General features: G+C 61.0%; 11 protein-coding genes. 1 reads left to right on the top strand and 10 read right to left on the bottom strand.

Annotated elements, in window-relative coordinates; genetic code table 11:
* Positions 1–961, top strand: a 961-nt coding sequence (locus B3B04_RS07195; protein ID WP_292041424.1) for a hypothetical protein, incomplete at its 5' end; no start/stop codon positions are given.
* Between the two features lie 52 nt (positions 962–1,013).
* On the opposite strand, the gene B3B04_RS07190 is transcribed toward B3B04_RS07195, so the two are convergent.
* The 10 genes from B3B04_RS07190 to B3B04_RS07145 form a co-directional block, all read right to left on the bottom strand.
* Complete coding sequence (locus B3B04_RS07190; RefSeq protein WP_292041423.1) at positions 1,014–2,186, bottom strand: acetyl-CoA C-acyltransferase; 1,173 nt, start codon at positions 2,184–2,186, stop codon at positions 1,014–1,016.
* A gap of 3 nt (positions 2,187–2,189) precedes the next feature.
* Positions 2,190–3,074, bottom strand: coding sequence for an SDR family NAD(P)-dependent oxidoreductase (locus B3B04_RS07185; protein ID WP_292041422.1), 885 nt, complete (start codon positions 3,072–3,074; stop codon positions 2,190–2,192).
* 103 nt (positions 3,075–3,177) lie between these two features.
* Positions 3,178–3,801 (bottom strand): TetR/AcrR family transcriptional regulator, encoded by a 624-nt coding sequence (locus B3B04_RS07180; RefSeq protein WP_409516049.1) that lies wholly within the window; start codon positions 3,799–3,801, stop codon positions 3,178–3,180.
* A gap of 102 nt (positions 3,802–3,903) precedes the next feature.
* A complete protein-coding gene (locus B3B04_RS07175; RefSeq protein WP_292041418.1) occupies positions 3,904–5,490 on the bottom strand; it encodes an AMP-binding protein in 1,587 nt (528 codons plus the stop codon).
* Complete coding sequence (locus B3B04_RS07170; RefSeq protein WP_292041416.1) at positions 5,481–7,100, bottom strand: carboxylesterase/lipase family protein; 1,620 nt, start codon at positions 7,098–7,100, stop codon at positions 5,481–5,483. The genes B3B04_RS07175 and B3B04_RS07170 overlap by 10 nt, the downstream gene beginning before the upstream one ends.
* Positions 7,100–8,416: a spinster family MFS transporter gene (locus tag B3B04_RS07165; RefSeq protein WP_292041414.1), complete on the bottom strand. Its 1,317-nt coding sequence runs from the start codon at positions 8,414–8,416 to the stop codon at positions 7,100–7,102. Before B3B04_RS07165 ends, B3B04_RS07170 begins: the two co-directional genes overlap by 1 nt.
* Positions 8,417–8,418: 2 nt before the next feature.
* Positions 8,419–10,686 (bottom strand): TonB-dependent receptor, encoded by a 2,268-nt coding sequence (locus B3B04_RS07160; RefSeq protein ID WP_292041412.1) that lies wholly within the window; start codon positions 10,684–10,686, stop codon positions 8,419–8,421.
* A gap of 524 nt (positions 10,687–11,210) precedes the next feature.
* The gene (locus B3B04_RS07155; RefSeq protein WP_292041411.1) at positions 11,211–11,780 is read right to left on the bottom strand and encodes a DUF2243 domain-containing protein; all 570 of its coding nucleotides are present in this window, start codon (positions 11,778–11,780) and stop codon (positions 11,211–11,213) included.
* Between the two features lie 177 nt (positions 11,781–11,957).
* The gene (locus B3B04_RS07150) at positions 11,958–13,589 is read right to left on the bottom strand and encodes an alkaline phosphatase D family protein (RefSeq protein WP_292041409.1); all 1,632 of its coding nucleotides are present in this window, start codon (positions 13,587–13,589) and stop codon (positions 11,958–11,960) included.
* A gap of 109 nt (positions 13,590–13,698) precedes the next feature.
* Positions 13,699–16,743 carry a TonB-dependent receptor gene (locus B3B04_RS07145; protein WP_292041408.1) on the bottom strand — a complete coding sequence of 1,015 codons (3,045 nt, stop codon included), beginning with the start codon at positions 16,741–16,743 and terminating at the stop codon, positions 13,699–13,701.
* Positions 16,744–16,802: the final 59 nt, after the last annotated feature.

Raw genomic sequence — 16,802 nt, 5'->3', positions numbered from 1 at the left:
GGAGTTTCAGGGGGTCACGTCATCGTCACATGACCGGTACGACATCGTGTGCCACTCTAAGGCCGCAGATATTTTGTCGGTCAGCACAAGTTGTATCGGCGAACTTGTTGCTAATGGTCATCTAAAACGGGCTGAGTTCCGGAGCGATACGTTCCCTTCGTTGATCTTGCGTAGTTCGGCTGTCGAGCTTCGTGATCGCGCCCAGAAGTGGTTCGACGGTTCTCTATTTAAAAGGGTCTTCGATCTGCCTCGTGTCGCGATGGAGCAACTCTTCGCGGCAGGCTGGTTAGCTGAAGAGCCCGATCCTACCATTCGCATTTTGCGAGGGGACCAGTCCTTAGCTGGCACCTCAGCAAATCATTTGTTTGAGCTGTTGAAGGCCCTGAACGAAGTGCAGCCAAATGCCGGCTACATCTCGCTAGACGTCGCTTTCACAGGGGTAGGCGGACGCGAGAAACCATGGCTGCCAGTACTGCGAGGGGGGCTCAACGGTAAGCTGCCCGGAGGCCTTGCTCTCCTGAAAGGACCTAAATCTTATAAAATCGCTGTCCATGAGGCTGGGGCACGCGCCTTAATCATGGGAGGCCCCGACACCTCCACGCCCTACATTTTTGATCACCAATATTACGGTATCTACGATCGAAGTTGGCTCTCTCTCTGCGAAATAGAGCGCTACCTAAACTGCACGGCACAAGACGTCAGCTGGCTTCGTCGGCGCGGCCACATCACCAAATTCACAGAGGAGAAGTCGCGCTATTGTCGCGCCTCCGTGAGGGAAACGGGCCTCAAATTCATGTCGACGCGAGAAGCTGCTGCTCGTTTAGCTGTTAGCCCGAAGGATATCTGGATGCTTCTTGATGCCCATCCAGAGGTCCCTTCAATCGGCCAAGGCTTTCATGATCGCGAAGCTCTAGAAATCGTACTTAAAGCAGAAGCGCCGAAATCGAGCTGGTGGAGTTAATCCACCAGCACTTTTCGCCTAAGCGGCATTCTGAGAAGTCGAAGAATCTCTACTAAAAGATTTCGAACAGACCCGCTGCGCCCATGCCGCCGCCGATACACATGGTCACCACGCCATATCGGGCCTTGCGACGACGGCCTTCGATCAGGATGTGGCCGACCATGCGCGAGCCGGACATGCCATAGGGGTGGCCGATAGAGATGGCACCGCCGTTAACGTTCATCTTCTCCAGCGGAATGCCCAGAATCTTCTGGCAGTACAGCACCTGTACGGCGAAGGCTTCGTTCAGCTCCCACAGGTCGATGTCATCAACCTTGAGACCGAAACGTTCCAGCAGCGGCGGCACGGCCTTGACCGGACCGATGCCCATTTCGTCCGGCTCCACGCCCGCGACAGCCATGCCGACATAGCGGCCCAGCGGTTGCAGCCCCCGGCGCTCGGCCTCCTTGGCCTCCATCAGCACATTGGCCGAGGCCCCGTCCGACAGCTGGCTAGCGTTGCCTGCTGTGACGATGCCGCCCGGAATGACTTCGCGCAGGCCTTGCAGGCCTTCCTGCGTGGTTTCGGGGCGGAAGCCCTCGTCCTTGGTCAGGGTCACGTCCTTGTAGGACACCTCGCCCGTGGCCTTATCGACCACCTTCTGGCGCGAGGCCAGCGGGGCCAGCTCGTCGGCATAGGCACCGGCCTCATAGGCGGCGGCGGTGCGCTGTTGCGAGATCAGGCCGTATTCGTCGCACTCGGCGCGTGTGATGCCATAGCGCTGACCAACGATTTCGGCGGTGTTCAGCATGGCGATATAGGCGTCCGGCGCCTTCTTCAACACGGTCGGATCGCTCTGCACGCGCATCTCCGGCGTCTGCACCAGAGAGATCGATTCCACGCCGCCACCGACCGTGATCTGCATCTGGTCGGTGATGATCTGTTTGGCGGCCGTGGCGACTGCCATCAGGCCCGACGCGCACTGGCGATCCAGCGTCATGCCCGCCACCGAGACCGGGAAACCTGCGGCCAGCACGGCATTGCGGCCGATGGTGTGCTGATAGCCCTGCGGCATGGCGCAGCCCAGCAGCACGTCCTCGATCTCGCCGCCCTCTAGTCCGGCGCGATCCGCTGCGGCGCGCAAGGCATGGCCCGCCAGCGTGGGCGAAGGGGTGTCGTTGAATGCTCCACGATAGGCACGGCCAATCGGCGTGCGGGCAGTGGAGACGATGACGGCTTCTCTCATGATTTATCGCACCGTGACTGGGCCGGACACACCGGCCGCGGCCAGCTCTTGAGTGGCCTGTTGAAATCCGAACGCGGGTATAGTCTCGCCTGCACGATCCACGACCTTGGCCCAGTTGGCAATGACCTGCTGACCGGCGTCTTTGGCGCGGCCTACATAATGCCCCTCAGTCAAGGTGATGTTGGCGACAGCGAAATTGCCCGCTCCAGCACACAGAATGGTGCGGGTCGGGGCCTCGTCAGACACCAGTGCCAGCAGACCGGGGCTGACCAAGGCCGGGTTTAACGCGGTCAGCGCCTCTTCGGACAGCACGCCATCGGTCATAGCCGTGGCTGCGGTCGGAGCCAGAGCATTGACGTGGATGTTGTACTTCTGACCCTCGATGGCCAACGTCTGCATCAGGCCCACCTGCGCCAGCTTGGCCGCGCCATAGTTGGCCTGACCGAAATTGCCGTACAAGCCCGACGACGAGGTCGTCATGACGATGCGGCCATAGTTCTGGGCGCGCATGATTTCCCACACGGCCTTGGAGCAGATGGCCGCCCCCATCAGGTGCACATCCACCACCAGGCGGAAGTCGTCGATGGACATCTTGGCGAAGGTCTTGTCGCGCAGGATGCCCGCGTTGTTGATCAGAATATCGATGCGGCCCCACTGGGCCATGGCGGCGTCCACCATGGCCTGCACCTGATCCACATCGGCGACCGAAGCCGCCACGGCCATGGCCTCGCCACCGGCAGCGCGGATTTCCTCGGCCACGGCTTCGGCAGCCGCCAGACCCAGATCATTGACCACGAGCCTGGCACCCTGGCTGGCCAGATAAAGCGCATGACAGCGGCCCAGTCCGCCGCCTGCGCCCGTCACGATCGCCACGCGGTTGTTCAACATCCCGATCTCTCCCGACATTTCTTCATTATCTTGATAGTGAATAATATGGTGATGCCAAAGGCGTGCAGCCTGCGGCCCACCAAAACCAATTGGGCCAGCGCCCCTAGGAACGTTTTCGGCAAATATTCTCGAAGCCAGCTGCCATAAAGCTGGCCATCCGCTCCTTAACGGCGACAAAGTCGTCTGATCGGCATTTGCCCCCCGACAGCTTGTCGATACGCCCCGTTCGCGCCAGCGTCAGCATCAGCCCACCGGTTACAAAGTGATAGCCCCAGAACAGGTCTTCCTCGCTGCAATCCGGCAGCGCTTTTTGCAGCAGACCGATCAGGCGCAGCACCACCGGATCGAAATGCTGGTCCATCATGCTGGCCCCCCACTCCGGCGTGTTGGCCACCTGCGCGCTAAGGGCCGCATAGTTGCGCCAGCCCTCTCCGCCTTCGATGTACAGATCGAGGTCGGTATCGAGAAAGGCGCGCAGTGCCCCTTCAACCGTCACATTGTCACCCGCCTCAGACTCATAGGCGTTCAGCGCCGTCATACGTCGTTCGGACGTTACGGCGGCGCGGCGGGCAAACACCTGATCAAACAGGTGTTTCTTGTCGTCGAAATAGTAGTTCAGCAAGGTGTGGTGGACACCCACCTTATTGGCCACATCTTTCAGGGTAACGCCGTACAGGCCATGACGCGAAAACAGTTCCTCGGCAGCATCGAGAATCTGTTCGGTCATCTCCGCGCGTTGCTCGGCTTTCGTCGGCTTGCGGCGGGTCGTCTTCGGCGTCTCGGACAAGTTTAACTCTTAGCTCTATTTGGGGGGACAGGCGGGCGCAGCTTACGCTGCACCGTAATCCGCCCTAAGCTTCAGTTTATCGATCTTGCCGGTGGCGGCTAGCGGCATTTTCTCGAGTCGAATAACGGCGTCCGGTATCCACCACGATGCGACCCTCCCTTTCAAGGGGGCAAGCAAAGCTTCGTCATCAAGATCGTTGGCCGCTTCGACCAGCAGAATGGGGCGCTCGCCCCATTTGGGATCGGCCCGACCGATAACCGCTGCCAGCGAGACACCCGAAAGCGCCCCCACAATCGACTCGATCTCTGCCGGATTGATCCATTCACCGCCCGACTTGATCAGGTCTTTGGCACGCCCCGTAATGGTCAGGTTTCCATCATGGTCGATGCGCGCCAGATCACCCGTGGTGAACCAGCCATTGGCGTCGGTCGCGCTCTGGGTCTGGCCAAAATAGCGCTCGACCACAGCCGCACCGCGAACCTTGAGATGGCCTTCCTCGCCGCGCTGGTTGGGAAGTGCCACGCCATCTTCGTCGGTCAGCAGCAGATCCACACCGACCGCCGGACGCCCCGAAAGGCTGGCCGAACGGTTACGGATATAGGGCGGTGCCACCGTGCCCGAAGGCGACAGTTCGGTCATGCCCCAGCTGGTCTGGATCGTTACGCCCAAACGCTGTTCCAGACGCTCCATGAGGGCCGGTGCCATAGGCGAGCCACCCACAATGATGCGCTCCAGCGTCGGCAGTTCAATCCCGTTCGTTTCGCAGTGTTCCAACAGGGCCAGCCACACGGTCGGCACGCCCACACCGATGGTCACCTCGGCCTTTTGGATCAGGTCAGCCAGGCTGGCTCCATCCAAACGACGCCCCGGCAGAACCAGTTTTGCGCCCACAGCGGCGGTCGCAAACGGCAGACCCCATGCATTGGCGTGGAACATCGGCACCACCGCCATGACGGCATCGCGGCGGGTGATGGCCATGACCTCGGCCTGCAGCACACGCAGGGTGTGAAGGTAGCTGGAGCGGTGGGTATAGGTCACGCCCTTGGGCGCGCCGGTCGTACCGGAGGTGAAGCAAAGTCCGCTCGGCGCGGTTTCAGGGAACTGGCCCCAGACGATGTCTGTGCCCTGCCCTGCCAAAAGCGGCTCGACAGCACGGATGGTGGCCGGACCCGTTCCCCCATCGGTTCCGGCCACATCCAGCACCAGTACCTCGGTCAGTTGCGGCGTCAGATCGACGACCTTCTGCGCCAGAGGTACGAGGTCCGGGCTCACAAACAGAATGGACGCACCGGACTGGTGCAACATCTGCGACAGCTGTTCCGCCGTCAGGCGCGGGTTCAGCGTGTGGCAGATCGCCCCCATGCCCATGATGGCAAACCAGGCTTCGACGTGGCCTTGAGTGTTCCACGCCAGTGTCGCGACGCGACTGCCCTGCTGCACACCCATGGCCGCCAGCAGGGACGAGGTTTTCAAGCTACGCGTACGCAGGTCACTATAGGTCACGCGCGAAAGTGTACCGTCGTCGCGGGCGGTCACCACCTCGGACGTTGGGCACCATTTGGCCGCGTGATCCAGAAACTGGTTCAGCGTCAGGGGAAAAGACTGCACGTCCCCGTCAATCACTTGCATGAACCGTTTACTCCTTCAGGGGCCCACAGTCCGACGTTCCAGTTCCAGGGGATTCCACCCTGCTGGACACGGCGGCAGACCACCTCTTCATTCAACTCAAACATGCCCGGAGCCAGATTTTGGTCGACGCGGGCCTCGTCACCGATGTGCAGATAGTTCTGCTCGCGGCCATAGGCGGGCCATTGCGGGCCGTGCTGCGACGACGGCTGGCCGTCACGCGCAAAGCTGACCCAATAGTCACCGAGGCTTTCGCTCAGACGCCCTTCGGCCACCGTCAGCTTCGGACGCGGCCACATGACCGGCGTGCGGTCAAAGGTGCCGAACACATACGGAATTTCCGCCGCGTGGAAGGCGTGTAGATTGGCTGCGGTCGTCGCCGGATAGGCGTGATCGAAGTAGTAGAGGAAGGCGTCTTTGCCCTTGGCCGTGGTGTTCTTGACCAGACGCTGTGCGGTCCAGCCATAGAGCATGTCACGCACCGAGGTCAGAACGCTATCACCCATATTGCTCGACGGGTGCTGGCGCAGGAACTCGTCGGCCAGATCGCCATAGCGGGCGCGGATCGCGGCCTCATAGGCGACCGGATCGGTCGGTTCGGGCGGGGCCAGCATACGCAGGGTGCGGATTTCACCCTCGTTATAGCCCGCTAGCACCGGCACATCGGCCTGTTCACCGTTGGCGAAGATATCGACCAGTTGGCGCGGCAGGATCTCGCCGTCGACAGCGCCCCACGGACCAAAGCCGTTGGTGATCGCTGCCAGCATCAGTTCCTGCGCATCCATTTCGCGCAGGCCCTTGAGGTCACGGCCCAGCTTTTCTCCAAGGATACGACCGCCGTCCTCGGCAGCCAGATCACCGTGGGTGCTGCCGCGCAGTTCAGGCGTCGAGATCAGATAGGCGCTTTGCAGGATGGCCTTGTGGAACAGACCGCGCGCCTTAGGGCTAGCCATCAGATACATGACGCTCAGCGCACCGGCAGATTCACCGGCGATGGTGATGTTTTCCGGATCACCGCCAAAGGCCGCGATATTGTCGCGCACCCATTCCAGCGCCCGCACCTGATCGAGCAGGCCGTAGTTGCCCGAGATATTCTGCGGGTTCTCGGCGCTCAGTTCCGGGTGGGCCATATAGCCCAGTACGCCAAGGCGATAGTTGATGCTGACGACAACCGCATCGCGCTGGGCGAGCGAAGTGCCCTCATACATGTTTTCGTGGCCCGCGCCGGTGACAAGGCTGCCGCCATGGATCCAGACGATGACCGGAGCCTTCTCGGCTTTTTCCGGTGCCCAGATGTTCAGGAACAGGCAGTCCTCGTCGATCTTGTTCAGCGGCGAGGCATAGATGCTGCCGGGCCGCGAGATCGGCTGTGGGCAGGCCGCGCCAAACTGACTGGCATCCCGCACGCCTTCCCACGGGGCGATCGGCTCGGGAGCGCGCCAGCGGCGCTCGCCCACGGGCGGCTTGGCAAACGGCAGGCCTTTGAACGCGACGATACCGTCTGCAGCGACACCCTCGACAGCACCGGCCGGAGCCGTGACCACCACACCCGCATGGGCCGAGGTGGTCAGCGCTGCTGCAGCCATCAAGGCCAGAGCAAACCGGCCGGCCATTAGACCAAGCCCTTTTGTTCGCGGTTCAGACGGCGTGCCAGCATGAAGAAGATGGCCGACGACAGCAGATAGAATGGAGCCAGCGAATAGAAGGCCATCTGCAGCGAGGTTTCAGGATTGGACTTGGCGAAGAAGTCGCTGGCCAGACCGAGATAGGTCGGACCAAGGCCCAGACCGATCAGGTTCATGATCAGAAGCAGGATCGCACCCGACAGCACGCGCTGGCGCGGCTTCACCTCTTCCTGCACCAGTGCCACCGACGGGGTCAGGTAGAAATAGTTCAGGCACAGAGGCAGGGCGAGGAAGGCCAACGACAGCTGCCAAGTTTCAGCCCAGACGAAGCCGATGAAACCCGGAAGGGCCAGCAACAGAGCCACCGCCGGCAGATAGCCATAAGCTGCCTTGGACTTGGCCTTCAGCTTGTCGAGCATACGGCCCGAAATGTACATGCCCGCGCACATCGAGATGCCGACGACGATCGCATAGAACACAGCGACGTCCTGAAGGGTCATGCCCTTCTCGCGCATCAGGAACAGCGTGGCGAAGTTCAGGGTCGCGTAGGTGATGAACTGGTTTGCGCCACTGCCGAAAGAAGCCAGCATCAAGTTCGGACGCGTGACAAACATGTTGCACGTCGCCCAGAACTTGCCGTCCTCGGCGTCCGCTGCTTCGGCCTCGACCGAAACCGGCCTGGCATCAAGACCACCGCGCGGCGGCTCTTTGACGATAATGAATACGGCGATTGCCGCTACGATGCCGACGACGCCCAGGAAGATGAAGGCCAAACGCCAGTCATAGGCTGCTGCAATCGCGGCACCGAAGGCTACGCCCATGGCCTGCCCGATGGGCGGGCCAAGATTGAACAGGGCCAGCGCACGACCGCGCATCGACGGCGGGAAATAGTCGGTAATGATGGCGTAGGACGGCGGAACACCGCCGGCCTCGCCCACGCCCACAGTCATGCGGGCCAGAACCAGCTGCGGATAGCTGGACGCTACGCCGCAAGCCACAGTCGCCAGACTCCACAGACCACAGGCGAAGGCCAAGACCTTCACCCGGTTGGTCCTGTCGGCCAGCCAGCCGACAGGGATGGAGATGGTGCAATAGAACAGGGCGAAATACAGCCCGCTGATCAGACCCAGCTGACCATCGGTGACGCCAAGTTCGTCCTGTATCGGCTTTGCAAGGATCGACAGAAGCTGTCGATCCAGAAAGTTCAGGACATACACGAAGCACAGGAGCCCCAGAACGAGCCAGGCCCCCTTGCGCGGTGCAGGCTCTTGCCCCGCCAGCGGAGTGGTTGCGGCGTAGCCCATGATCAGAACTCGTAGCCGACGCGGACGCCGAAGGTACGCGGACGCATGGTGCCAAAGCGGCTGGCGAGGAAGGCTTCAGGGTGAACGTAGGTGACCGAGTGGTCGTCGAACACGTTCTCCACATAGAAGCCGATCGTCAGATCGTTCTTGGCAATGGCGAAGCTGGCGTTCACGTTCTCATAGGCATCGGTGAAGCCATAGGTCGACTGGACCACGCCCGGTTGACCCGGCACGTTCGGGAACAGGCCCGGATAGTCACCCACGTGCTGCACGACCACCGAGGCATTGCCTTCCATGTCGTTCGGCAGGGCGAAGCGGTAGTCGACGCTGAACGAGCCCTGGAATTTCGGGCTGGACAGACGTGCGCCCAGAACGGCACCCGAGATGGCGGCCTCTTCCGGAGTCAGCTCGGTAACCTTGGAGTTGCCGAACGAGCCGTTCAGGCCCAGCGACAGGCCATCCAGCGGGAACGCGCGCAGCTCGAATTCGACGCCCTTGCTCTCGGCCTTGCCAATGTTGGTGGCAAACTGCACCGAGTCCGACACGCGGTTGGCCTGAACCTGAATGTTCGACCAGTCGATGTAATAGGCGGCCAGGTTGGCGTAGAGCTTACCTTCAAGGAAACGACCCTTCAGGCCGATTTCATAGTTGGTCAGATCGTCCGATGCCGCGCCGTCCGGGATGATCAGGTCATCCGGATCGACAACGCTCGGACGACCGCCATAGGCGTTTACGATCGGCGTACGGAAGCCCGTCGAAATGGTCGCATAGGTCGTCAGGTCAGCCGACGGCTTCCACGTGGCGCTGACCTTGAACGACGGCTTGGAGCCTTCGGCCTTCAGGCCGGTCGCGGCTTCGATCGGGGTGATCGTCAGCGGACCGGAGATGCCATAGAGGGCATTGACCAGATAGTTGCTGTTGAAGCCGCCCTCTTCGGTGAAGCCTTGCGCCGACACTTCGCCGTAACGCATGCCGCCCGTGACCCAGAAATTGTCGTTGAAGCGATAGGTCAGCTCACCGAACGCTGCCAACTCGTGCGAGTTGGTGTGCGTGTACATGCGCTGGTAATATTCGTCCTGCAGGCCCGTGATGCCGCTGGCCGCCAGGAACTCTGGGTTCGAACGGTAGAAGTAATCCACGTCCAGACGACGCTTCAGATAGAAGCCGCCCACCACCCAGTCGAACTTGCCGCCGGCATCCGAGGCCAGACGCATTTCCTGCACGAAGGTGCGCTGATAGGCATCGGCATCCAGCGCGAAGGCGATCGCACCACCGAAGGTGCCAGCCAGATCGAGATAGAATTTCTGGTCAAACTGCGACAGCGTCGACGAGCTGGTCAGCTTGGCACCGTTGAACTGGTACTCAGCGGTGACATTGCCGGTCGTCAGCACGCCCGAGAAGATGTCCGGGCGATCCGAGACGCGCTTGTTGCGGCCCAGCGACGGATCGATCAGGCCCGAATCTTCCGGCGTCGATTCTTCATAGGAAGCCGTACCGCGCAGCGAGAAGCGGTCCATCGGCTTCCACAGCATCGAGGCACGGACGCCCGAGTTCTTCAGCGTGTTGGAGTTGGTGATGCCGGTGCCGAGGTTGTCGGTGTAACCCTCTTCGTCGCGGTGGAAGGCCACCACGCGCAGCGCCAGTTCGTCTTCGATCAGCGGCACATTGACCATAGTGTTGTAACGCTGGCGGAAGCTGTCCGCGCCGGTCATACCGTAATCGACCAGAACGCCTGCGCTATAGCCATCCAGTTCCGGAGCCTTGGTCAGGATGCGCAGAGCGCCGGCCAGCGAGCCGGAGCCGAACAGCGTACCTTGCGGGCCACGCAGGAACTCGACGCGCTCTACGTCGAACAGGGTCGGGTCAATCACCGTGGTGTTGCCGATGGTCGAGATCGGTAGCTCGTCGATATAGATGGCGACCGAGCTTTGCAGGTTGGCGTTATAGCCGTTGGTGGCGATGCCCCGTGCGGTGAAATTGTTGAAGTTGGCGGTCGGCTTGTTCAACACGACGCCCGGAGTTTCGCGAGCCAGACCCTCGTAGCCCACGATGCCCTTCTTGGTCAGCTCTTGCTGCGAAAAGGCCGTAATGGACAGCGGCACGTCCTGCAGGCGGGTGGCGCGACGGGTAGCTGTCACGACAACCTCGCCGACTTCCGAAGCCGCTTCTTGTGCGGTTTGTTGGGTTTGATCTTCCGCCCAAGCCGGCGCAGCAAACGCAACAAGGCTCAAAGCACCGGCGCAGGCCGATGTCATCATCTTTATTTTCATTTTCCCTCCCAGACGTCGTTCTACGCTGACGTTTATGGGTCATGACCATGTGACAAATCAGATTGCCCGTCAACATTAACTCTCTTGCGCGTGAAGATTATTAAAATGGGTCTGCCGCAAAGCGGGATCGTAACGAGCAGATTTTAATCGGCATCCAGAACGTGAGGCGTTCTTAAGCGGTGTGACTGCCTTTAGAGCAGGTCTTAACTGGTTGCCCTAAGTGGTTAGTTTCTAGAGCTTAAGTCCCGCGGGCCTGAAGTGAGCAGGTCTTAAGTGGTCCCGACATTTTTGTCGGGACCACTTAGACCTGGCTCAAAACCAGTTAAGAGCGGCTCTAGATGGACGTCTCATGATGCCATGCGCTCTCTAGGCTCAAGAGTCCGACTTCTACTTTTGAACCAGTGCTTCAATTTGGGAGGTCCGCTCCCAAATCCTAAGCTCTTGTTCTTGTTGGAGCAGCACTGTGCGCGCTCATTCAATATAGCTGGGCTCAGGACACGCCACTTCAGCCTTTACGGCCCGACCTAACGAACCAGTCTGGATCGCAGGGTCGGGTATAGACGCGAGAGTTCTTGAGCGATGATTAACGCCCACACGCCACCGATCAGGGCGATTACCGACAGCACAGAAACCAGAACCGTCCGATGTTTCGGCGGCCCCGGAGGTCGGAAGAGTCCACCCGCCACCATCGGCAACAATCCGAAGACGACGAGCCAGAGCAGGTCCCAAAACAGCGGCTGGCTGCTTTCCGGACGGATGCGGTGAATACCTAGCAGCCAATGGGAAAGGACGGCATCGGCCACGTGCCACGCCCCGAAACCGATAAGCAGTGGTGACAGGATATTACGTCCATTTCCGCTGCGGTTCAGCTTCCACAGGCGATACAGCGCAACCGAGACGATGACGTACATCAGGGCGTGGAAATAGCCATCCCACAGTACCTGTGCGCGCAGATCGGCGATGGCGGGCACAAGGCTGAGCAGGTGATGCCACTGCAAAATCTGGTGAAGAAGAATACCGTCAAAGAAGCCGCCCAAGGCAAAGCCCAACGCGCCACACCAAAATGCCCAGCCTCGTCCGCTAATCTGAGCCACAGCCAATCCCTCCGCGTCGGATGTCGGTTTCTGGTTCAAGGCTAATGCAGCGTAGGCGCAGACGGTCCGCTGTGTCGGAAAGCCAGCCGACATCCCGTCTCGGCCCACACCCATAGGCCTGTCGCAAAAACAGCCTGCGCAAGCGCAGGCTGTTCGGAGCGTCGCGGTGGCAGGCCCTTACGCTTGAATGCGCCGGTGCCCCTTGTCGACGTGGATGCGGTGGGTGCTGGCAACGGTCTGGTCGCGTTGCTTCGTGGTGTTGAAGAATATCCACTCGCTTTCGACGCGGTGCGGTTTGACGTCCAGCATCATATAGCCGCGACCATGGGTCTGGGCCCAAACCATTTCGGGGTTGGCGTCGACGAAGCCACGCGCCACACGGGCATGGTCTACGCCCAACTGACGCTCCATACCGTTGGATGTCACCGCCTGCCCTGCAAACTCTACGCCTGCCGGACGGCCCTCTTCGGACAGGGAATAGGCCCAAGCGTTGTGGCTGTCGCCGGACAGAACCACGAGGTCGGCGTCGGCCTGCTGCGCCGCCTTCAGGAAACGCGAGCGCGCCTGAGGATAGCCATCCCAGCGGTCCATCCACATCGGCAGTCCCACCGCGCCAGCGCGTGCGGCGTTGATGAAGCCGTTGCGCGCGCCTTCGCTGACATCGGAACGCAGCCAGCTGACAGCGTCCTGCGGCATGACTGTGCGACCCATGATGCAGGCCATACCCACCAGCTGCCACGCCGAGGAACGGGCATTGCGGCGGAACTCCCGCTCGATCCAGGCTTCTTGCGTTGAGCCCAGCATGGAAGCCGTCGGGTCCATCCATTCGCCATCGCGGAAGTTTGACAGCGCGGTCGCCGTGCCCGCACGATAGGCAGCCCCGATATCGGCCTGACGGGTCCGACCGATCAGGCGCGATTCCGTGCGGTACAGCGTCGCCAGCTCGCCGATGTGATAGGCCTTCCACGGCTCTTCGGAGATCGGCATCCATTCCAGATAGGCCTGAATGGCCGCCGCGCGGCGGGTCGCCCAGTCGCCCTCGTTGGCCTGATGGTTTTGCGCGCCGCCTTCCCAGCTGTCGTTGGTGGATTCATGGTCATCCCACAGACACACCATCGGGGCCGAGGCATGCAGTGCCTGAAGGTCGGGGTCGGCGCGATAGCAGGCAAAGCGCAGGCGATAGTCGGCCAGTGCCACCATCTCGTGATCATGCGCGGGCAGGACAATGCGCTCGGCGATGCGGTCCGCGTCGGAATAGGAGGCTATGCCGTACTCATAGATGTAGTCACCGACGTGCAGCCACAGGTCTACATCGTCACGCTTGGCCGCATGGGCATAGGCGTTGAACCAGCCCATGGGCAGGTTGGAGCACGAGAACACCCCCATGCGGAAATGCTCGGCCTTGCCTTCAGGCAGGGTGCACATACGCCCTGCGGTCGAATAGCTGCCGTCTGGCCCCACAAAGCGGTACCAATAGGTCGAGCCTGCCGCCAGACCGTCGACGGTCACCTTCACGGTCCAGTCGCGATGGCCGCCGGTGCGTACCCGCTCGCGGTGCTGGATGCGGTTGAAGTCCCGATCCGCGGACACTTCGACATCGAGCATCACCTCGCTGCCCTGACCGGACGGTACATAACGCGTCCACAAAAGCATGCTGTCAGATGCGGGTTCGCCACTGGCGACACCGTGGGTGAAGCCTGTGGCCGCCAGCACCTGCTGGGCCATGGCAGCACCACCGGGCAAGCCGAGGGCCATCAAACCCAGACTTCCGCCTAGCACCAAACGACGACGATCCAGTCGAAGAGTCATTTGTAATCCCGAGATGAATAGCGGGGCGATGTCCGGCATCTGCCCCTATTGCCACTGTGGCCGCACGACGATCATCGCGCGGCCACAGCTGTTCAGAGGTCAGAGCGGATTAGAAAACGCCCTTGATGCCGATGTTCCACATCGAGCCATAGACGGTGTACTGCTGCACACGGTCACGCTCGTTCGAGTAGATGATGTCCGGCGAGTTGAAGATGTTGCGACCAGCCAGCATCAGATCGAAGTGGTCGTTGATCTTGTAGTTGACGCTGACATTCCACAGCTCGCGGGCGGTATGGTACAGGATGCCGTTGTTGGGCGTGGTCGGGGTGTTGTTCAGACCGCTGACACGGTACTTCGACTGCCAGTTGCCATTCAGGTTGAAGTCAAAACGGCCGATCTGGTAGCGCACGCCCCAGTTGGCCGACTGTTTCGGCGTGCCCTGACGCTCGCCATCCGGATCCAGATAGGTGATCGAGGCATTCACACCCAGACCCTTCCATGCGCCCGGCAGGAAGCTCAGTTGCTGGTTGTACTCGGCAACATAGCCGCGATTGGTGCTGGTGCCCGGCAGGTTCTGGGCGCTGCGGAAGGTATAGCCCGCATATTCATTCGGATCGAAGCCGACATCCTCCGGGTTCACCGTCATGCCGGTGACCTGCATGTCTTCCATATCCAGCTGATAGGCCGACAGACCGATCAGGCCCGAGGCGGGCAGATAGTACTGCAGGCTCAGATAGTATTTGGTCGAACGCTCCGGCAGCAGCTCGGGGTTCGGCACGGTGACCATCATGGTCTCGTCATTTACCGAGACCACACCACCCAGATTGCCGTAGTCCGGACGCAGGATCGACTGGCTGAACGAGGCTTGACCCACCAGACGGTCGGTGAAGTCAAACTTCGCACCACCGCTCCAGAACCAGTCATCATACTGGCCCTTGCGGTCTTGATAGGTGCCGTTGTTGTACTGGTACATCAGCCCTTCGACGGTGCTGACAGACAGGCCCGCATCCGTCACTTCCTTGACGGGGCGGATGACGGCAACACGCGCGGCGGTCTCGGTGTTTTCATAGCGTAGACCGAGGTTGAAGCGCGCACGACCGGCATCGGCGTTGCCTTCGAAATAGGCCGAGGTGATGTCTTCCTGAACGCGCTTGTTGTTATCCAGACGGCGCTTCAGATTGCCCACTTCATCAGGAACGAAATACTCCGGATGCTCGCGATAGATGTCGTACATCCCGTAGTTGCTGTCGGCGCGCCAGCCTTGGGTGTTCATATTGCCCGCATCGAAGCCGATGATTTCAAAGCGGTATTTCTGGGTGGCAGGCACACCGGCCTCTGGCGACATCTGGCTCAGATCGCCGTTCGGGCCCACGTACTGGAACTGCTGCCACGAGCCTTCATTGGTGGCCCAATCGTTGGTACGGCCGCCGAGGCCGGCCATCAGCGTATATTGGACGTTGCCGAGATTGAGGCGCTTCTTCACATCGAAGTTCAGCGACATCATCTCGTTCTTGGCGTCGGACTCTGCCGTGCGGATATTGTTGCCGATATCCATATCGCGGTTGAAGCTGGCCGGATCGCCCCACGGGCGGCCCGCCGTCTGTGTCAGGTACCAGGCGTTCGAGCGCGGGCTGTCACGTTCCATCAGGAAGCCGATGCCGGTCAGCTGGGTGTCGGTGCGCTGGAAAAAGCCCTTGCTGGTGTCACGGAAGTTGAACTCGGCGCCTGACAGGCTACCGCGCAGGGCCGCTTCCCACGTCTCGCCCTTGTACTCGAGTTTCGGCGCAATCAGATAGGTCGGCGTACCGGCGTAACGGTGCGAATAGCCGGTATAGAGGCGGGTGTTGCGACCGTCCGGATTGACCTCGATACGGGTGGCGGTCGAGTCCGGCGTGGCATAGGAGCGGCTGGTCGTGCCGAAGTTCAGATAAGTGTACTGGTTGAAATACTCGACGTCATAGAACGAGTAGTTGCTGCGCAGCGAGAACACCAACTGGTCGGTGAACTGGTAGTCCAGCGCCAGATTGGCCGCCGTCCGCGAGGTCAGCTTGGGCCCCGGGCGCCACATCACCTGATACGGAATGACGGTGCCATCGGGCAGATAGGACCAGTCGGTCTGGATACGGTCCTGCTGCACATAGTTGGCGTTGTGGCTGGCGCTGAAAGCCAGACCCAGACGGCCGTCCATATAGACGTCGGCATAGCTGAACTGGGCCGAGGGGAAGATGCTGGAGTGCTTCTTGTCGTCGGGCATATAGTGACGCGACAGGGCCGAATCCGAGGTCGCCACACCACCAAGCTGGAAGCGGATCTGGCGTTCCGGCAGCTGAAATGCGTAGCGGCTGCGCAGATTGATACTGCCGCCAGGCGAGTCCGCATCCATGCTGGCCAAGAGGGTGTGGTTCAGCTCGATCATGTCGATGCCGGTGATCGACATCTGTTCGAACGAGTTCTGACGGCCCGAGTTGTTGTTGGACGTAGCCGTCGCCATACGCGCGCCGTCCATAGTGAAGGTCGAATATTTCGGCGGCAGACCACCGATGCGCACCGCCGTGGCGTCCACTTCGGTATAGTCCAGAGACAGACCCGGCATGGACTTCATAAACTCGCCGACGTCGCCCATGGTCAGGGCACCGAAGTTGTCGGCAGGCACCACGTTCTTGGCGTTCATGGCCACGCGGCGTTCCATCAGAGCCTTGGCCTGACCACCGCGCGCAGCCGTGACCACAACCTCGTCCACCGTCGCGACAGAGTTACCGCCCGCCGACGACAGGGCGGATAGCTGCACATCCGCCGTTGCGGTCTGACCAGCGGCAACCGTCACCTCCGCATGGCCATCCTGAAGACCGGCATAGCGCACGATCAGCGTAGCCGAACCTGCGGGCACGCCGCTGAGGCGGAACAGGCCGCTGTCTTCGGTATAGGCCACGATATTGGTGCCCGCGACACGCACTTCGGCGTTGCGGATATATTCGCCCGACACGGTGTCGAACACGCGGCCGCGCACCGCGCCGGTACCGACCTGAGACTGTGCCACGACCGTGTCGGCCATCGCGATCTGGGGCAGAGCGACGGCGCACGCCGCCGTCACAGACGAGAGGATGGCAAGTGCACGCAGGCTGACGCCAGACAGATGGAAAGAACGCGCTTTCATTGAAAACACTCGAACGATTGAAAAATGGATCGGGAAAGAGGTCGCCCTGCCGAGGCAGG

This window comes from Brevundimonas sp. UBA5713 (assembly GCF_002419815.1).
In the GTDB taxonomy this organism is placed as follows: domain Bacteria; phylum Pseudomonadota; class Alphaproteobacteria; order Caulobacterales; family Caulobacteraceae; genus Brevundimonas.
This window is presented reverse-complemented; position numbering and strand designations above follow the sequence as displayed.